Raw genomic sequence first — 15,339 nt, 5'->3', positions numbered from 1 at the left:
CCCGGGTTACCACGCCCACCTTCGGCTTTCAGCGCAGCGCATGCAGATTCCCGACGCAGGCCGCGGATTGCGACTCTTGGATGCGGGCTGTGGCACCGGAGCCTCCACCGCGGCGCTGCTGGCCGCCGCACCGCAGGCTGAGATCATTGGTGTGGACGGATCGGCAGGCATGCTGGCACAGGCCGCCGCCAAGAATTGGCCGTCCTCGGTTCGCTTCGTGCACAGCCGCATCGAGGACCTCGCCGCGGCAGGCGTCAAGGGCCCGTTCGACGGTATCCTCGCCGCCTACCTGATCCGGAACCTGGCCGATCCCGACGCTCAACTGAGTGCCTTTCGTGGTCTGCTACGGCCGGGCGCAACGCTGGCGGTGCACGAGTACTCGGTGCGCGACTCACGTCTCGCCACCGCCGTGTGGAACGTCGTCTGTACGACGATCATCATTCCGGCGGGCCGTCTACGCAGTGGCGATTCGGACCTGTACCGGTATCTGCGACGCAGCGTGAATCGGTTCGACGGCGCCGCCTCCTTCCGGGAGCGCCTGCACGACAATGGTTTCACCGCCGCACGCAGTCACACGATGACCGGCTGGCAGCGCAACGTCGTGCACACGTTCCTTGCCGAGGCGCCACGATGACCGATCGACGCATCGCGGTGCACGACGCACCACCCGGGTTGCCGAATGCGGCATCGTTGCCGCGAAGGCCGCACGTCGTCGTGGTCGGTGCGGGTATCGCGGGTTTGGCCGCCGCCGCCGGCTTGGCGGAACGCGGCGTCACCGTCGACGTCGTCGAACGCGAGCCGTATCTCGGTGGCCGTGTCGGCGGCTGGCCCGAGATGCTCGACGACGGCACCCCCGTGCCGATGAATCGCGGGTTCCACGCGTTCTTCCGGCAGTACTACAACCTGCGAAAACTGTTGCGGTGCATCGATCCCGAGCTGGCGATGCTGACCCCGGTCGAGGACTATCCCCTTGTCGACGCGCACGGCCGCCGAGACACGTTCCGCGGCCTGCCGAAGACGCCACCATGGAATGCGCTGGCCTTCGCACTACGCAGCCCCACGTTTCACATTCGTGATCTGGCTCGAATCAACGCCCGCGCCGCTGCCCCGCTGGCCGCGGTGTCGGTGCCGGACATCTTCCAGTGGCTGGACCACGTGGACGCCGATTCCTTTCTTCGCGACATCAACTTCCCCGACGCGGCGCGACATCTCGCCTTCGAAGTCTTCTCGCGCAGCTTCTTCGCCGAGCCGACCGACCTGTCAGCCGCCGAGCTGGCGACGATGTTCCACATCTACTTCCTCGGCTCGAGCGAGGGACTGGTCTTCGACGTAGCCAACGCCAACTTCGACGTCGCTCTGTGGAATCCGCTACGGGCCCATCTGGAGACACTGGGCGTGCGCTTCCACACCGGCGTCACCGTGAGCCGGGTGCGCAATGCGGCCAACTTCACCGTCGACACCCGTTCGGGGCTGAGCTTCGAGGCAGACGGTGTCGTGCTGGCCACCGACGTCGCCGGTCTACGGCACATCGTCGAAGGTTCACCCACCCTCGACGACGAATTGGGCCGCCGCGTCGAGGCCCTGCGCACCGCCGCACCCTTCGTCGTGCACCGGCTGTGGCTGGACCTCCCGGTCAACGCCGATCGCGCCGCGTTCCTGGGCACCGGCGGACGGCCGCCGCTGGACAACATCAGCGTGCTTGAACGGTACGAAGGTCAGGCAGCGGACTGGGCCCGACGAACCGGCGGCTCCGTAGTCGAGCTGCACGCGTACGCGGTGGCCGATCGCCATGACGACCTGCACGACCGACTCATCGCCCGGATGCAGGAGCTCTACCCCGAGACTGAACGGGCGCGGATCGTCGGCGAGCGGGTGTTGTGCCGCAACGACTGTCCACGATTCGCACCGGGCGACTTCGCCGGCCGCCCAGGGGTGGATACCCCGCACGTCGGCCTGGCCCTGGCAGGCGACGGCATCCGGATCGATCTCCCGGTGGCGCTGATGGAACGCGCGGCGACCACGGGGTGGACCGCCGCCAATCGGTTGCTCAGCGGCTTCGGGATCAGGGGTCACGCCTTGGAAACCGTTCCGACACAGGGCCGCTCGGCGCTCCTGCGTCGGCTCGCCAACCGGGCAAGGCAGCTGCGGCGATGAGCCTGCTCGACGAGTTCAGGAAGAGATTGTCGGAGACCTCTCCCCTTCGACTTCTTCCGCCAACAGACTGGGCGGCCCAGCAACCGACGTACCACGACGCCAACCCCGCCGTGATCCGCTCTGCCCTGGCGCGCTCGCAGGCTCGGCCGAGCGGCAACTGGTATCCGTTCGCAGCTGCCAGCGGCATCCGCAGCCGACCACTGGCCTTCACCGTCGCGGGCGTCGAACTCGTCGCCTGGCGTGGTGCCGATGGAACGCTGCACGTCGGCCCGTCAGCGTGTCCGCACCTCGGCGCCGACCTCTCGACGGGGCGCATCGACTGCGGCGCGCTGATCTGCCCGTGGCACGGGCTGCGACTGACCGGCGGCAGCCGGATGGGCTGGAATCCGTTTCCTGCCCATGACGACGGCGTCATCGCCTGGGTACGGCTGAACGCCGTTGGAGGTGAGGAGCCCACCGAGGAGCCTGCGCTCGCCCAACGTCCCGACGGGGCGCGCGTGCACGCGGTGACACGGCTCGTCGGCGTATGCGAGCCAAGGGACGTCCTCGCCAACCGGCTGGACCCGTGGCACGGGTCGTGGTTCCACCCCTATTCGTTCACGCGGCTCGACGTGCTCAGTGCACCACCCCCCGACGACAACCTTCCGGAGGAGCTGGATCGCTTTCTCGTCGCAGTGACGTTCCGGATCGGCCGACTGGGTGTGCCCGTGGTGGCCGAGTTCACCAGCCCCGAGCGCAGGACGATCCTGATGCGGATCGTCGAAGGCGAAGGCTCGGGCAGCGTGGTGGAGACGCACGTCGTGCCGCTAGGCGCCGGAGATGACGGGCGGCCCAGAACGGCGGTGATCGAGGCCGTAATCGCACACTCCGATCGACCCGGTTTTGCGCACTCCTTGCGTGCCGCACCCATGATCACGCCATTCATGCGGCACGCGGCCACCCGGTTGTGGCGTGACGACCTGATCTACGCCGAGCGACTGTTCGCGTTGCGCAGTCGCGACGCGAACCGGGGCTGACGGTCCGCCCCACGAGGTCACGCGCCGAGCGGCCTGGTCCACGCTAAGAGTCCCTCCGCATCGAGCAGCGGAATCTGCTCTGCTGCCCACGGACTGATCGACCAGGCCATTTCAGCGGCCGAACGCAACTCGAACCATGTCACCCATTGGGAGTCCATGATCTCGTCCGCGGAAGCCTGAATCGCGGCGTCGGTGCGGGCGCAGAAGACGGGACAGACCTCGTTCTCGACCGTGCCGTCGGCCGCGACGGCGCGGTAACGAAAACGTGGCAGGACACAGACTGGGCGCTCGACCGTGACGCCCAACTCCTGGCGAGCACGGCGCCGGACTGCCTCGGCGACCGGCTCACCAGGCGCGGGATGCCCACAGAAGGAGTTGGTCCACACCCCGGGCCAGGTCTGCTTGCCCAGAGCGCGGCGGGTCAGCAGCACACGCCCTGCCCCATCGAAGAGATAGCACGAAAAGCCCAGGTGCAGCGGCGTCGACTCGTGATGCACCGCCGCTTTCGCCGCACTACCGACCTCTTGCCCATCGTCGTCCAGCAACACGACACGCTCGTCGCCAGTCGCCACCGTCATAGAACACATTCCTTACACGTACCCGTCGGCGCGTAAACCACGCAGGCGATTGGCGCCGGAGGCGCGGTAACGAATCGTGCATTCGGCGGTTCGTGACGGGATGTTTAGCGCGCAGCGGCGGGGGCATTTCGCTAGAACGTCGACCAGCGTGGTGCCCCACGGACTGGTCAGTGGACCAACGCCAGGGTGGTACGCAATGAACGTCGAGTCGAAACCGCAAGCCGACCCCTCGATCGGTGAGTTGGTGAGCCAGCTTTCATCGCAGACGTCGCGGTTGGTTCGAGATGAAATGAAGTTAGCGCAGACCGAGTTTCGAGAAGCGGCCAAGCACGCGGGCCTCGGTGCCGGTCTGCTGAGCGTGGCGGGGCTGCTGGCCGTCCTCGGGCTCGCAACCTTCGTCACCTCGGCTGTCGCTGCCCTCGCACTGGTGTTGCCGCTCTGGGCGGCGGCCCTCGTCATCGGAGTCCTACTGTTCGCCGCTGCGGGTATCGCGGGTCTGGTCAGCAAGAAGCAGCTACAGCAGACCGACCCGGTTCCGCAGCAGACGGTGGCCAGCGTTAAGCAGGACATCAACGAGGTGAAGGAAGCCCGCCATGACCAACTCTGATCCGGGCAAGCCAGAACCCGGCCCCGACGCCAGCGTCGACGACATACGAGCGGACATCGGAGCCACCCGAAACGAGCTCGGTCGGACCGTGGAAGCCCTGTCGGCGAAGCTCGACGTCAAGCAGCAGGCCAAGCAGAAGGTCGATGACACCAAGGAACTCATCGCCGACAAGGCTCAGTCCGTGCGAGCGAAGGGTTCGCAGGTCGGCTCGCAGATCGTCGACGTCGCTACCGACGACAAAGGTTCCGTTCGTCCCGTGGTACCGGCAGCGGCGGTCGCGTTGATCGTTGTCTTCGTGGGCGTCGTCATATGGAGGCGCCGCCGCAGATGATCACATCCCAGTCCACAGCACGTTGAGGCAGGCGAAATGGCCGTGAATGGACCCAGCACGACGGCGAAGATTCTGTACCGCCCGGTTGGGCTGTTGAGCTCAGTTCTCGGCGGTTTGGTTGCCGGCGCGATATTCAAGCAGGTGTGGCGGCGGGCCGCACCAGGCGAAAAGTCAGACCCGCCAACGGCGTTGGAGACCAGCTACTCGTTCAGGGAGATTCTGGTGGCCGCCGCGGTCCAAGGTGCGATCTTCTCGGTCGTGAAGACGGTGATCGACCGCCAGGGCGCACGACTGTTCGAGAAATGGTCTGGCGAATGGCCAGGAAGCTGACAGCTCACCGCGTTCTTCGGGCATCCGTGTGAGCAGCGATGAGACAACGAACGAGGACGAGACAACGGACAAGCTCCCGATCCGGCCGACCCCCGTAAGCCAGATTCTCCGACCGATCTCACCAAACCGTCGGTCTTCTTCGTTCTGAGAAGACGGCACGGGAGTTCGGCGGGGATCAATGCACCGATCTCGCTGCGGCGCTGACGTATTACGCCGTACTTTCGATCTTTCCTGCGCTGGTGGTGGTCGTCTCGCTCCTCGGTGTCTTCGGCGAAGGCAAACCACCGACGCGCTGTTGCAACTCGTCGGCGACCTCGGACCTAGCTCTACCGTCGACACTCTGCGTACCCCGATCGGTGCAAGCGGCTGCGGGCCCTCGGTGCCGACGCGCTCGGCGTTCCGACCCACCTGGGTGAGCCAACAGCCATCGATGCGCTCGTCGCACAGCACCGTCGAGCGGTTTGGCTGAATTGTTGGGCCCAATTATTGAGGCGGCCGTGCGGCTTTGTCCACGGGTAGTTGCCCGCCAACATCGCTGCCAACCTTGCAGCGCAAGACGACCGATCATGACCAACGTGTCAGTTCACATTCATCAGAGCAATCGGACCGAGCACACGGGCTCCCGTGTCCACGCCAAGTCTGGCGTGGGTCGAACGTGGACTCACGCCTTCATGGCACCCCAACGAAGGTTAGCCAGAATCGCAATGTTGCAACGTTTGAGCTCGGCCCGTCACGACCCTGCGATGACGGGCGGAGCCGTTTCGCTGCACCGTCAGAACCTCAGTTGCCTGCGGGGCCCATCAGGCGGGCGTCTTGAGACGGCTTTGTCGCGCGGTCACCGTTGCTCTCGTTCTCGGTCTCCGCGTTGCCGAGGGGCACGACCGGCTCAATGTTGCCGGTTGTGTCATCGTCCGGATCGGTCAATGGATGCACGGAGTCATCGTCGATTGAACCGTTGGGCCGGTCGACGGGACCGCCGCCGGACTGTGGTTGTGCAGTTGATTGTTCGCTCGGATTAGTGGACATGTGAAACTCCCTTGAGCCGCCGCACACTGCGGCGAGGCTCAGCCGCCGCCTACCCGCGAGCTTGTTCACGAAACCAAACATCGAACGTCGGTCCCGACGTCGCCGCGCAATTGCTCGTCAGCGCCGGCACCAGCCCCTGACCGGCTACGCAACGAGGCCGCCTTCGCCGCGCTGTGCGGGGCGGCCCCCGTGCTCCCGTTCCGGCGTCCTCGGGCGAACCACCCGCCACCGACGTGCCACCGGGTCGCGGCCGACGCATAAAGAAGGCCTGGTTTTACGGCCTTCCGAGGGGGTAGCCGCCAGACAGCGTCGCCGCAACGAAGCGGCGGCAAGAGGGAGCAATTATGAGCAACGATCCAGCTGACAAGTCAGCCCAGCAATCGGAGGGAACCGCAGTCGTATCGTCCGGACGAGCACACGAACTCGAAGACGGTCCGGTGGATAGGCCGTCGGGAGCCATCGACGATGGCATCGTGTCGTCAACCGCCGACCCCGCAGAGGGCAGAGAATACGGCGGCGGAAAGACCGTGCTGCCGGGCGATGCGGAACCGGTGCTGCCGCCCTATGACGGCCGCAAGGAAAGCAACGCCGGCGGCACGCCGGGACGCGGTGAGAACGAGGTCTCCAAGAACACCGGCGTGACCAGCGGCGAGGACACGTCGACCAAGTCGGCCCCCGACTCTGGCGGCGACAAAGGAGCGCCGACTCCGGCCCACACGCCAGGAACGGAGCGCGGCGAAGACAAGCTCTGACAGCCCGCCACCGCCGCGTCGGCGACGCGATCTGGCGACCGGCCTAGCCAACCGATGCGGCTCATAGGACTCGACCAGACACCATCGCTGCACCCGACGGTGAACATTGTCGTGACCGACCCCCCGGACCTTCAGGTGATTCGGTCTGGCTTCGTGGTGCCGACCGTGCCGACCCGAGAATGGTGTCATCGAACAGCTTTCGCGATCACGACGGTCAGAAGTCGGGTCGCGCATTTCTCTGGTGTACCTACGTCATAGAGGACTACCGCGCCGCGGTTTAGCCCGTTTCGCCGCGGGGCATCACGTCGCCGTGACATGGAATCGCGGCGCCGGGCAAAGTCAGCGCCAACGTGCGGGGTCGGACCCCGGTCCGGCCCGGTCCCGCGAAATTCTGGCCTGGGTCGGTGCAGTCCTCGGCAGTGCGATCGCCGCCGTTGTCCTTGCCCGCCAACGGAAATCGTCATCACCTGTCCAACCTGGCGGAGCGGCAGTCAGACCGTCCGCGACGCATTACCAGCGCTCCTCCGCCCCAGCCGCCGCGGCGCCGCCCGTCGACGACGCGTACCGTCCAGATCCCGACGACCCACGCAAACCCGAATCGCCTGCTGACCTCACCCGGCCGTCCGTGCTCTACGTCCTGCGCCAGACGGTGCGGGAGTTCGGCCGGGACCAGTGCACTGATCTGGCTGCCGCACTTACCTATTACGCCGTCCTGTCAGTGTTCCCCGCGCTGGTCGTGGTCGTATCGTTGCTCGGGGTGTTTGGGCAAGGCCGACAGACGTCCGACGCGATCCTGCGGATCGTCGGCGACATCGCTCCCGTCTCGACCGTCGACACCCTCCGTGGGCCGATCGAGCAGCTGGTCGAAGCGCCGTCGGCCGGCCTCGCCCTCGTGATGGGCATTCTGGGCGCGCTGTGGTCGGCGTCGGGATACGTAGGGGCATTCAGTCGCGCCATGAACCGCATCTACGAAGTCAAAGAGGGACGTCCGGTCTGGAAACTGCGGCCCCAACAACTTTTACTCACGGCGGCCGGGCTGGTCGTCGCCGCGCTCGTCGCGTTCATGCTGGCCGTCAGCGGACCAGTCGCCACGGTGCTCGGACACCACCTCGGCATTGGCGACACGGCGCAAACGGTGTGGAACATCGCGCGATGGCCAGTACTGCCTGCGCTGGTCGCTCTGGGCGTGGCCCTGTTGTACTACGCCGGACCCAACGTCCAACAACCGAGGTTTCGCTGGATCAGCGTCGGAGCGTTCGTCGCGATCACTGTGTGGGTGATCGCTTCGCTGGGCTTCGGTGTCTACGTCGCCAACTTCAGCAGTTACAACAAGACCTACGGCGCCCTGGCTGGCGTCGTCGTGTTCCTACTGTGGTTGTGGATTACCAACCTGGCGCTCCTGTTCGGCGCTGAAGTCGACGCCGAACTGGAACGCGGGCGGGAGCTGCAGGCCGGAATCGCGGCCGAAGACGACCTGAAACTTCCGCTGCGGGACACCACAGTGGCCGACAAGGACGACGCCAAGGACGAAAGAGACATCTTGCGTGGCCGGGAATTACGCCAAACACGCGGACGCGAGTGACCGTTCGGCTAGCCTCGTGCGCAAAGAGCGGTGAGTCCGGGCACGCGCTGTTGGCTCAACACACGGGTTGTCCCGGGTCACCTTGCGACGAATGTGTCAACGCAACCTCGTCGCACCCGCCGCCACGCTGAACATGCCCGAAGCCACGGTTCAGGAAACCATGTTGGGTGGACCGTCGAATCTCTCGTTCGCAGCCCGCAGATCGACAAGCCGCCGAACCTATGAAGGTTGAGCGCTTTGCATCCGCTCCGAGGTGGCCTCGATACTGCCGATCGGCAGCGCCAAGGATGGCGAGGCGCAGACGCTCGTTTCGGTGGAAGTGTCCGTGAACCGTGCATCATTTCACAGGTTTTCAGTTCCCTCGCCCGGGTATCTGGCTGAGGCAGATTCCTCCAGCTATCGCGGGGACTTGCCGGGTGGGTCATCGACGGCGACGAACCGTGTGCCGAACCCACCAGGCCAGAACCCGACGGTCGCCCAGGCGTCGAAGGAGTTGGTGTGTTGCGGGTTGCCTCGGTGCCGTCGTCGCACGTCTACGTGCGACACCTCGCCCATCCGGACGCCTTGGACGTGGTGTCAAGGCTGCCCGACCCCGTCCCGGTCGACGGCCGCACCGTCCCTGGCGGATGGTGGCCGCCGCTGATGCTCGAATCGGGCTGGGTCACCGACCACCACCATCGCTTCGATCTGTTCCACGTGCACTTCGGCTTCGACGCCGTCGCCCCCGACGTCCTCGGCGAGGTCATGCACGAACTGAAGGTGCACGACAAGCCCCTCGTCTACACCGTGCACGACCTACGCAATCCGCATCACCCCGAACGAGACGCCCACGATGAGCAACAAGATGTCCTCGTCGCCGCCGCGCACACGCTGATCACGCTGACACCCGGTGCGGCACAGGCCGTCTCAGCCCGCTGGGGCCGACAAGCCCACGTCCTGCCCCACCCCCACGTGCTGGACATCGCCCGCATCGAGCGACCCCGTCCGGCATCGGGTCAATTCGTCGTCGCAGTGCACGCCAAGAGCGTGCGCGCCAACATGGACCCGCTGACCGTGCTGGACGCCCTCGTGCCCGTCGTGGCGGAGCTGTCCGGCGCAGTTCTTCGGCTCGACGTGCACGACGAGGTCTATCAGCCTGGCAACCACTGGTATGCACCCACACTGGGTGCGGCTCTGCGGCAATACGCCAAGCACCCTCACGTCGACGTGCGCGTGCATCCCTACTACACCGACGATGAACTGTGGGACTACCTGTCCTCGGTGTCGGTGTCGGTGCTGCCCTACCGCTTCGGCACCCATTCCGGTTGGCTGGAGGCATGTTTCGATCTCGGCACCGCGGTCATCGCACCCAGCTGCGGCTTCTACGGCGAGCAACGTCCCTGCGGAGTGTTCGACTTCACCGAGGAGACATTCGACCCAGAATCGCTGCATCGCGCTGTGCGCGCCGCGTACGACCGGTGGAGCGGCGGGACCGCGGCGCCACGGGCTAGCTGGGGACAGCGTCGCACCGAACGCGTCCGGATAGCGCAGGCCCACCGCGCCTTGTACGAAGGCGCACTCGCGTGAGCACGCCGCTGCGCGTGGCGCTCATCGCCTCCAATCGGTTTCCCCTGCGTCAGCCGTTCGCCGGCGGCCTGGAGGCCCATGTCTGGCATCTGGCACGCGCTTTGGTCGAGCTGGGTCACCACGTGTCTCTGTTCGCCGCTGCCGGCTCGGACGCCAGCCTGTACTGCGCCGCGCTGAACGTGCAGGAGTTGACGCTTTCGCCTGCCGCGCAGACGGATTCGTCGATGACGTCGACCGCCTTCATGACCGATCATCACGCCTATCTGAGCCTGATGATGGAGCTTGCCGATCGCGCAAACGATTTCGACATCATCCACAACCACAGCCTGCACCACCTGCCGGTCGCCATGGCCCCCATGGTGTCCACCCCCATGCTGACCACCGTGCACACCCCGCCCACCCCGTGGCTGGAGTCTGCGCTGCAGGCCACGGGTGGTGCGGGCACTCGGTTCGCCGCGGTCAGCCGCCACACCGCGGCCGCGTGGCACCACGCCGTGCCCGACATGGCGGTGGTGCCCAACGGCGTCGACGCCCGCCACTGGCCGCTGGGTCCCGGTGGGAGGAGTCTGGTGTGGTTCGGACGCATCACCGGTGAAAAGGCTCCACACCTGGCGGTCGCGGCCGCCCGCCGAGCGGGCCTGCCCCTGGTACTGGCTGGCCCCGTCAGTGACGGCGACTACTTCGAACGCTTCATCGTGCCCTGTCTCGGCGACGAGGCGCGCTACGCCGGGCACCTGGATCACGGCGAGTTGGCAGGGCTGGTCGGCCGATCGGCGGCCGCACTGGTCACCCCGATGTGGGACGAACCGTACGGACTGGTCGTCGCGGAGGCCATGTCCTGCGGCACACCGGTCGTGGCCTTCGCCCGCGGTGGCATTCCCGAAATCGTTGCACCGCACGGTGGCCGACTCGTCCCGCCCGGCGACGTCGAGGTGATGGCGGCTGCGATTCCGGCCGCCATCGACTTGTCGCGCCGCGGCGTGCACCGGCACGCGATCGCCCGCTGCTCGGCTGGCGCGATGGTCAGCGCCTACCTGCGGCTCTACCGCGCCACGATCAACGACCCGAGCGAGGAGGACCATGATCGGCTACTACATCCACCATCATGGAGCTGGCCACCTGCACCGTGCCGCCAGCATCTGTGCTCAGCTGCGCCCACCGGTCACCGCACTGACCTCGCTGGACATCCTTAATCCGCATCCGTTCGCCGACGTTGTCGCCCTGCCACGCGACGACACCGGCCGAAGGGCCACCGAGCCGGCGGCACACGGCGCGCTGCACTGGGCTCCACAGCACGACCGCGGCTTGACCACGCGAATGGCGCTCGTCGCCCGGTGGATCGACCAGACCCGACCCGCGGCGGTCGTGGTCGACGTCTCGGTCGAGGTCGCGGCGTTCGTCAGACTGCTCGGGGTGCCAGTGATCGTGATGGCGGTACCCGGCGAGCGCACCGACCCACCGCACATCTTCGTCCACCAGCTCGCCGACCACATCATCGCGGCGTGGCCGCGGGAGTTCTACGAGCCGGCGTGGCTGCGGACTCACGCCGCCAAGACCAGCTACGTCGGCGGAATCAGCCGCTTCGCCCAGCGTCCGTGCCCGCCCCCCGACACACGCCGCGCCCCGCCCAAGGTGCTCGTCCTCGGCGGCGCCGGCGGAGGCGAGATCGACCAGGCCACGGTCGAGGCCTGCTCGACCGCACTTCCCGACATCGACTGGCACGCATTGGGACTGCCCGGCGGCTGCGCCACCCCGGATCCCTGGCCGGACATCTGCGCGGCTGACGTCGTCGTCACCCACGCCGGCCAAGGATGCATAGCCGACGTCGCCGCCGCCGAGCGCCCCGCGATCCTGCTGCCCCAGTCGCGCCCATTCGGTGAGCAACACGTCACCGCCGAAGTGCTGCGCCGCCGCCGACTCGCCGTCGTGATCCGGAGCTGGCCGGGTCCGCACGCGTGGCGAGGCCTGATCATGCACGCACGAAGTACCGATCCGACCCGCTGGCGCACCTGGCAGACCGACGGTGCCGCCGCGCGCGCCGCCCGCGCAATCGAAGCCATCGCGGGTCGGTGTGCGGAAGGCGGTACGCCATGAGGACGGCCATCGTCACCATCGCCCATGGGCGCGCCGAGCACCTCCGCCGCCAACTGGACGGGATGGGGCGCAGCACGAGACCACCCGACATACATGTCATCGTCGCCGTCGACGACCCCGAATTGGCCGAAATCGTCACGGCCACCGGCAGCCCGGCGCACGTGGTGGAGTGCAACGACGCGGCCGGCCCTCTGCCGATCGCAGCCGCCCGCAACACCGGAGCGCAAGCCGCGCTGAACCGGGGAGCCGAGGTGCTCGTCTTCCTCGACGTCGACTGCATCCCCTCCCCCGACATGGTCGCGCGCTACCACGCCGCCGCGGCCGATTCCCGACACCGCACCGCGCTGCTGTGCGGGCCGGTCACCTATCTGGCGCCACCGAATCACGGCGGCTACCCGGCGAACCTCGAGCACCTCATCGATCCACATCCCGCACGGCCGGCGCCCCCCGACGGCGACGTCGTCGCCAGCACCGACTACGCACTGTTCTGGTCGTTGTCCTTCGCCCTGACGGCATCCACTTGGCGCCGGATAGGTGGATTCTGCACCCGTTACCGCGGATACGGCGCCGAAGACACCGACTTCGCCCAAACCGCCTCAGCCGCAGGGATTCCCATGAGATGGATCGGGGGCGCGCACGCCTTTCACCAGTTCCACCCCTTGTCGGATCCGCCGGTACAGCACCTGCACGACATCGTCCGCAACGCCGAGATCTTCCATCAGCGGTGGGGCTGGTGGCCCATGGAGGGCTGGCTGGCGGCCTTTCACGAACGCGGGCTGATCATCCGCGCTGCCGACGGACGCCCCACCATCGGCTAGCCAGTCGATGACGGCTTGCAGGATCGATCCGCGAGCTGCCTACTGCACGTCGTCGACCTCGACTGCCGTCGTTCACGTTCGCCGTTGCGCCACTACCTCTTGCCTGGCAGAGCCTGTTGGGTTTTCTGTCTGCCCGACGACCGCAACCACCGGCACGTGGTCGAGCTTGGCGTCGTACAACCCATTGAGCAGATGGCTGGCCCCTGGACCGCTGGTTGCGACGCACACGCCGACTTCACCGGAGAACTTGGCGAATCCCATGGCCTCGAACGCCGCCATCTCCTCGTGTCGGGCCTGCACGTACGACCGGACATCGTGTCGCCACCCGACCGTCGTGAACTGCGCGTTGTTTGTGCCTGCCTGGGGTGGGAAGAACGTCAGTGTGGAACAGCTGACCAGTCATGAACTCGCCGTGCGGATGGCCGCCTTGGCACGCGCGCTGGCCCCGCCACGCTCGATCGAGGACATCCTCGCCGAAGTCACCGCAGCTGCCGTGGACCTGATCGACGGAGTCGACACGGCGGGCATTCTGGTGGTCAAGGATGACGGCGGCTTTGACTCCATCGCCACCACCAGCGCGGTGCCGCACCAGCTCGACATTCTTCAGATGACCTTCGGCGAAGGTCCGTGCGTGCAGGCGGCACTCGCCGATACCGTCGTTTGCACCAACGACTTTCGGACCGAGTCCCGATGGCCCCAGTACTCCCCCGCCGTCGTGGAGGCCGGCGTCCTCAGCGGGCTGTCGTTCAAGCTCTACACTGCTGATCGGTCCGCTGGCGCACTCAACCTCTTCGGGTTCGAACCCGTGGGCTGGGGCGACGAGGACGAGACCGTCGGCGGGGTACTGGCAGCGCACGCCGCCTCGGCAATTCTGGCCAACCAACAGGAGCGGCAACTGACGACGGCGTTGCGTACCCGAGACCGCATCGGCCAGGCGAAGGGGATCATCATGCAGCGCTTCGGGGTGGACGACCTGCGGGCGTTCGACATGCTCAGACGGTTGAGTCAAGAGCAGAACATCAAGCTCAACGAGCTCGCCCAGCGCGTCATCGATACGCGCGGTAATTGACCACCACATCGCCAGTTGCCACGCGACCGACGACCACCAGAAGCAGCGCCCTGCGGCGGCAGCCGTCGGCGTTTGGCCCGAGTTCGTCCGGGTACCGCTCGGCCATGACCTCACTGTGGCTCGCTGATCGCATCGAGTCCGCGACGGCCGCCGGTACGTTCGAAGACGCCGGCTACGACGTCGTTGTGATCGGAGCGGGCATCACCGAACTGGCAACGGCCGTATTGCTGGCCCGGGCGGGCAAGCGCGTGGCCGTACTGGAGGCCCGGTACGTCGGCGCCGGCGCAACGGGCAACACGACCGGCAAGGTCAGCCTGTTGCAGGGCACCAAGCTTTCCCGCATCGCGGGCAAACACGGCAACGACGTTTTACGGGCCTACGTCGCGGGCAACACCGAGGGCCGGGACTGGCTGTTGCGGTACTGCGAGGACCACGGCCTGTCCGTCCAGCGCGAGGACGCCTACAGCTACGCGCAGTCAGCCGGAGGCGTCGAGGACGCCAATACGGAACTCGCTGCGTGCCGCGACGCGGGACTGTACGCCGAGTGGACCTCCGAAGCAGACGTCCCGTTTCCCTTCCACGGCGGGGTGCGGATGCGCGAGCAGGCCCAACTTGACCCGCTGCCCCTGCTGAGCAGCCTCGCGACCGAACTCGAAACGCACGGTGGCCGCCTCTTCCAAGGCTTCCGCGCCGAATCGGTGTCCGGCCTGAAGCCGCTGACCATCACCGTGCAGCCGCGCCGCACCGCCGAGGATCCTGAGCCGCAACGACTTTCGCTGATCACCGACCAGGTGGTGTTGGCCACCGGTATCCCGATATTGGATCGCGGCGGATTCTTTGCGAGGGTCATGAACTGTTGCGTGTTGAGTGTATTTGAGTGTGGGTAAGTGTGTTTGAGTTGATGTTGTGAATCTGGCGGATTGGGCGGAATCGGTTGGGGTGAACCGACATACGGCTTATCGCTGGTTTCGGGAAGGGACGCTGCTGGTGCCCGTGGAGGGGGTGGGCCGGCTGATTCTGGTGCGCACGGCGCCGGCCGGCGATGGCGGGGTGGTGATGTATGCGCGGGTGTGCAGCCATGATCAGCGCGCCGATTTGGATCGCCGGGTGTCGCGGTTGACGGTGTGGGTGACTGACCAGGATCTGACAGTGCGGCAGGTCGTGGTGCAGGTGGGGTTGGGTCTCTATGGCAAACGTCCGAAGTTGCGTCGGATCAATGTCGGACCCGGATGCGAAGGTGATCGTTGTGGAGCATCGTGACCGGTTGGCCTGTGTCGGGGTGGAGCATGTGGAGGCTGCGTTGTCTGCGCGGGGCCGCCGGATGGTGGTCGCCGGTCCCGGGGAGAGGACCGACGATCTGGTGCGCGACGTGATCGAAGTCCTCACCTCGATGTGTGCCCGGTTGTATTGCCGGCA

The 15,339-nt window shown here is 66.6% G+C and carries 16 protein-coding genes and 3 pseudogenes; 16 read left to right on the top strand and 3 right to left on the bottom strand.

The window, feature by feature from the left end:
• The 3 genes from QOC69_RS34420 to QOC69_RS34410 form a co-directional block, all read left to right on the top strand.
• Window positions 1-634: class I SAM-dependent methyltransferase (locus QOC69_RS34420; protein WP_526447046.1), on the top strand; the 634-nt coding region annotated here is incomplete at its 5' end.
• Complete coding sequence (locus QOC69_RS34415) at window positions 631-2,154, top strand: FAD-dependent oxidoreductase (protein ID WP_526447044.1); 1,524 nt, start codon at window positions 631-633, stop codon at window positions 2,152-2,154. The genes QOC69_RS34420 and QOC69_RS34415, both read left to right, overlap by 4 nt.
• A complete protein-coding gene (locus QOC69_RS34410) occupies window positions 2,151-3,170 on the top strand; it encodes a DUF5914 domain-containing protein (protein ID WP_526447042.1) in 1,020 nt (339 codons plus the stop codon). The genes QOC69_RS34415 and QOC69_RS34410 overlap by 4 nt, the downstream gene beginning before the upstream one ends.
• A gap of 17 nt (window positions 3,171-3,187) precedes the next feature.
• Here QOC69_RS34410 and idi read toward each other — a convergent pair whose 3' ends face one another.
• On the bottom strand, window positions 3,188-3,748 hold the full coding sequence (gene idi / locus QOC69_RS34405; protein ID WP_526447040.1) for an isopentenyl-diphosphate Delta-isomerase: 561 nt from the start codon (window positions 3,746-3,748) through the stop codon (window positions 3,188-3,190).
• A gap of 196 nt (window positions 3,749-3,944) precedes the next feature.
• On the opposite strand from idi, the gene QOC69_RS34400 reads away from it, so the two are divergent.
• From QOC69_RS34400 to QOC69_RS34385, 4 genes and pseudogenes are all read left to right on the top strand, one after another.
• The gene (locus tag QOC69_RS34400) at window positions 3,945-4,355 is read left to right on the top strand and encodes a phage holin family protein (RefSeq protein ID WP_526447038.1); all 411 of its coding nucleotides are present in this window, start codon (window positions 3,945-3,947) and stop codon (window positions 4,353-4,355) included.
• On the top strand, window positions 4,342-4,686 hold the full coding sequence (locus tag QOC69_RS34395; protein WP_526447036.1) for a DUF3618 domain-containing protein: 345 nt from the start codon (window positions 4,342-4,344) through the stop codon (window positions 4,684-4,686). The genes QOC69_RS34400 and QOC69_RS34395 overlap by 14 nt, the downstream gene beginning before the upstream one ends.
• Window positions 4,687-4,722: 36 nt before the next feature.
• The gene (locus QOC69_RS34390) at window positions 4,723-5,016 is read left to right on the top strand and encodes a DUF4235 domain-containing protein (protein ID WP_526447034.1); all 294 of its coding nucleotides are present in this window, start codon (window positions 4,723-4,725) and stop codon (window positions 5,014-5,016) included.
• Window positions 5,017-5,076: 60 nt separating this feature from the next.
• Window positions 5,077-5,371: pseudogene (locus QOC69_RS34385) on the top strand (YhjD/YihY/BrkB family envelope integrity protein); the annotation flags it as partial.
• Window positions 5,372-5,796: 425 nt separating this feature from the next.
• Here the strand turns inward: QOC69_RS34385 and QOC69_RS34380 are convergent.
• Window positions 5,797-6,111 carry a hypothetical protein gene (locus QOC69_RS34380; protein ID WP_526447032.1) on the bottom strand — a complete coding sequence of 105 codons (315 nt, stop codon included), beginning with the start codon at window positions 6,109-6,111 and terminating at the stop codon, window positions 5,797-5,799.
• 404 nt (window positions 6,112-6,515) lie between these two features.
• On the opposite strand from QOC69_RS34380, the gene QOC69_RS34375 reads away from it, so the two are divergent.
• The 6 genes from QOC69_RS34375 to QOC69_RS34350 all read left to right on the top strand — a co-directional run bounded on the left by QOC69_RS34375 (window position 6,516) and on the right by QOC69_RS34350 (window position 12,854).
• Window positions 6,516-6,794 carry a hypothetical protein gene (locus QOC69_RS34375; protein WP_526447030.1) on the top strand — a complete coding sequence of 93 codons (279 nt, stop codon included), beginning with the start codon at window positions 6,516-6,518 and terminating at the stop codon, window positions 6,792-6,794.
• Between the two features lie 625 nt (window positions 6,795-7,419).
• Complete coding sequence (locus QOC69_RS34370) at window positions 7,420-8,376, top strand: YhjD/YihY/BrkB family envelope integrity protein (protein ID WP_526447028.1); 957 nt, start codon at window positions 7,420-7,422, stop codon at window positions 8,374-8,376.
• A 498-nt stretch (window positions 8,377-8,874) separates the two neighbouring features.
• Window positions 8,875-9,942, top strand: a complete 1,068-nt coding sequence (locus QOC69_RS34365; protein ID WP_526447026.1) for a glycosyltransferase family protein — start codon at window positions 8,875-8,877, stop codon at window positions 9,940-9,942.
• Window positions 9,939-11,135 (top strand): glycosyltransferase family 4 protein, encoded by a 1,197-nt coding sequence (locus QOC69_RS34360; RefSeq protein WP_526447024.1) that lies wholly within the window; start codon window positions 9,939-9,941, stop codon window positions 11,133-11,135. Before QOC69_RS34365 ends, QOC69_RS34360 begins: the two co-directional genes overlap by 4 nt.
• Entirely contained in the window at window positions 11,023-12,036 is a 1,014-nt protein-coding gene (locus QOC69_RS34355) for a glycosyltransferase (RefSeq protein WP_526447022.1), read from the top strand. Before QOC69_RS34360 ends, QOC69_RS34355 begins: the two co-directional genes overlap by 113 nt.
• Window positions 12,033-12,854, top strand: a complete 822-nt coding sequence (locus tag QOC69_RS34350; RefSeq protein ID WP_526447020.1) for a glycosyltransferase family 2 protein — start codon at window positions 12,033-12,035, stop codon at window positions 12,852-12,854. Before QOC69_RS34355 ends, QOC69_RS34350 begins: the two co-directional genes overlap by 4 nt.
• A gap of 93 nt (window positions 12,855-12,947) precedes the next feature.
• On the opposite strand, the pseudogene QOC69_RS34345 reads toward QOC69_RS34350, so the two are convergent.
• Window positions 12,948-13,178 (bottom strand): annotated as a pseudogene (locus QOC69_RS34345) (thiamine pyrophosphate-binding protein); the annotation flags it as partial.
• A gap of 58 nt (window positions 13,179-13,236) precedes the next feature.
• Between QOC69_RS34345 and QOC69_RS34340 the strand changes: the two are divergent.
• The 3 genes and pseudogenes from QOC69_RS34340 to QOC69_RS34330 form a co-directional block, all read left to right on the top strand.
• Entirely contained in the window at window positions 13,237-13,923 is a 687-nt protein-coding gene (locus QOC69_RS34340) for an ANTAR domain-containing protein (protein WP_526447018.1), read from the top strand.
• Window positions 13,924-14,027: 104 nt separating this feature from the next.
• Window positions 14,028-14,810, top strand: coding sequence for an NAD(P)/FAD-dependent oxidoreductase (locus tag QOC69_RS34335; RefSeq protein WP_526447016.1), 783 nt, complete (start codon window positions 14,028-14,030; stop codon window positions 14,808-14,810).
• Window positions 14,811-14,829: 19 nt separating this feature from the next.
• A pseudogene (locus tag QOC69_RS34330) lies at window positions 14,830-15,339 on the top strand (IS607 family transposase); the annotation flags it as partial.

It is taken from the genome of Mycobacterium sp. (assembly GCF_032162105.1).
Taxonomy (GTDB): Bacteria; Actinomycetota; Actinomycetes; order Mycobacteriales; family Mycobacteriaceae; genus Mycobacterium.
This window is presented reverse-complemented; position numbering and strand designations above follow the sequence as displayed.

Coding starts and splice junctions, on each gene's coding strand:
- QOC69_RS34415 (WP_526447044.1), top strand. CDS start 631: ATGACCGATCGACGCATCGCGGTGCACGACGCACCACCCGGGTTGCCG.
- QOC69_RS34410 (WP_526447042.1), top strand. CDS start 2,151: ATGAGCCTGCTCGACGAGTTCAGGAAGAGATTGTCGGAGACCTCTCCC.
- idi (WP_526447040.1), bottom strand. CDS start 3,748: ATGACGGTGGCGACTGGCGACGAGCGTGTCGTGTTGCTGGACGACGAT.
- QOC69_RS34400 (WP_526447038.1), top strand. CDS start 3,945: ATGAACGTCGAGTCGAAACCGCAAGCCGACCCCTCGATCGGTGAGTTG.
- QOC69_RS34395 (WP_526447036.1), top strand. CDS start 4,342: ATGACCAACTCTGATCCGGGCAAGCCAGAACCCGGCCCCGACGCCAGC.
- QOC69_RS34390 (WP_526447034.1), top strand. CDS start 4,723: ATGGCCGTGAATGGACCCAGCACGACGGCGAAGATTCTGTACCGCCCG.
- QOC69_RS34355 (WP_526447022.1), top strand. CDS start 11,023: ATGATCGGCTACTACATCCACCATCATGGAGCTGGCCACCTGCACCGT.
- QOC69_RS34350 (WP_526447020.1), top strand. CDS start 12,033: ATGAGGACGGCCATCGTCACCATCGCCCATGGGCGCGCCGAGCACCTC.
- QOC69_RS34335 (WP_526447016.1), top strand. CDS start 14,028: ATGACCTCACTGTGGCTCGCTGATCGCATCGAGTCCGCGACGGCCGCC.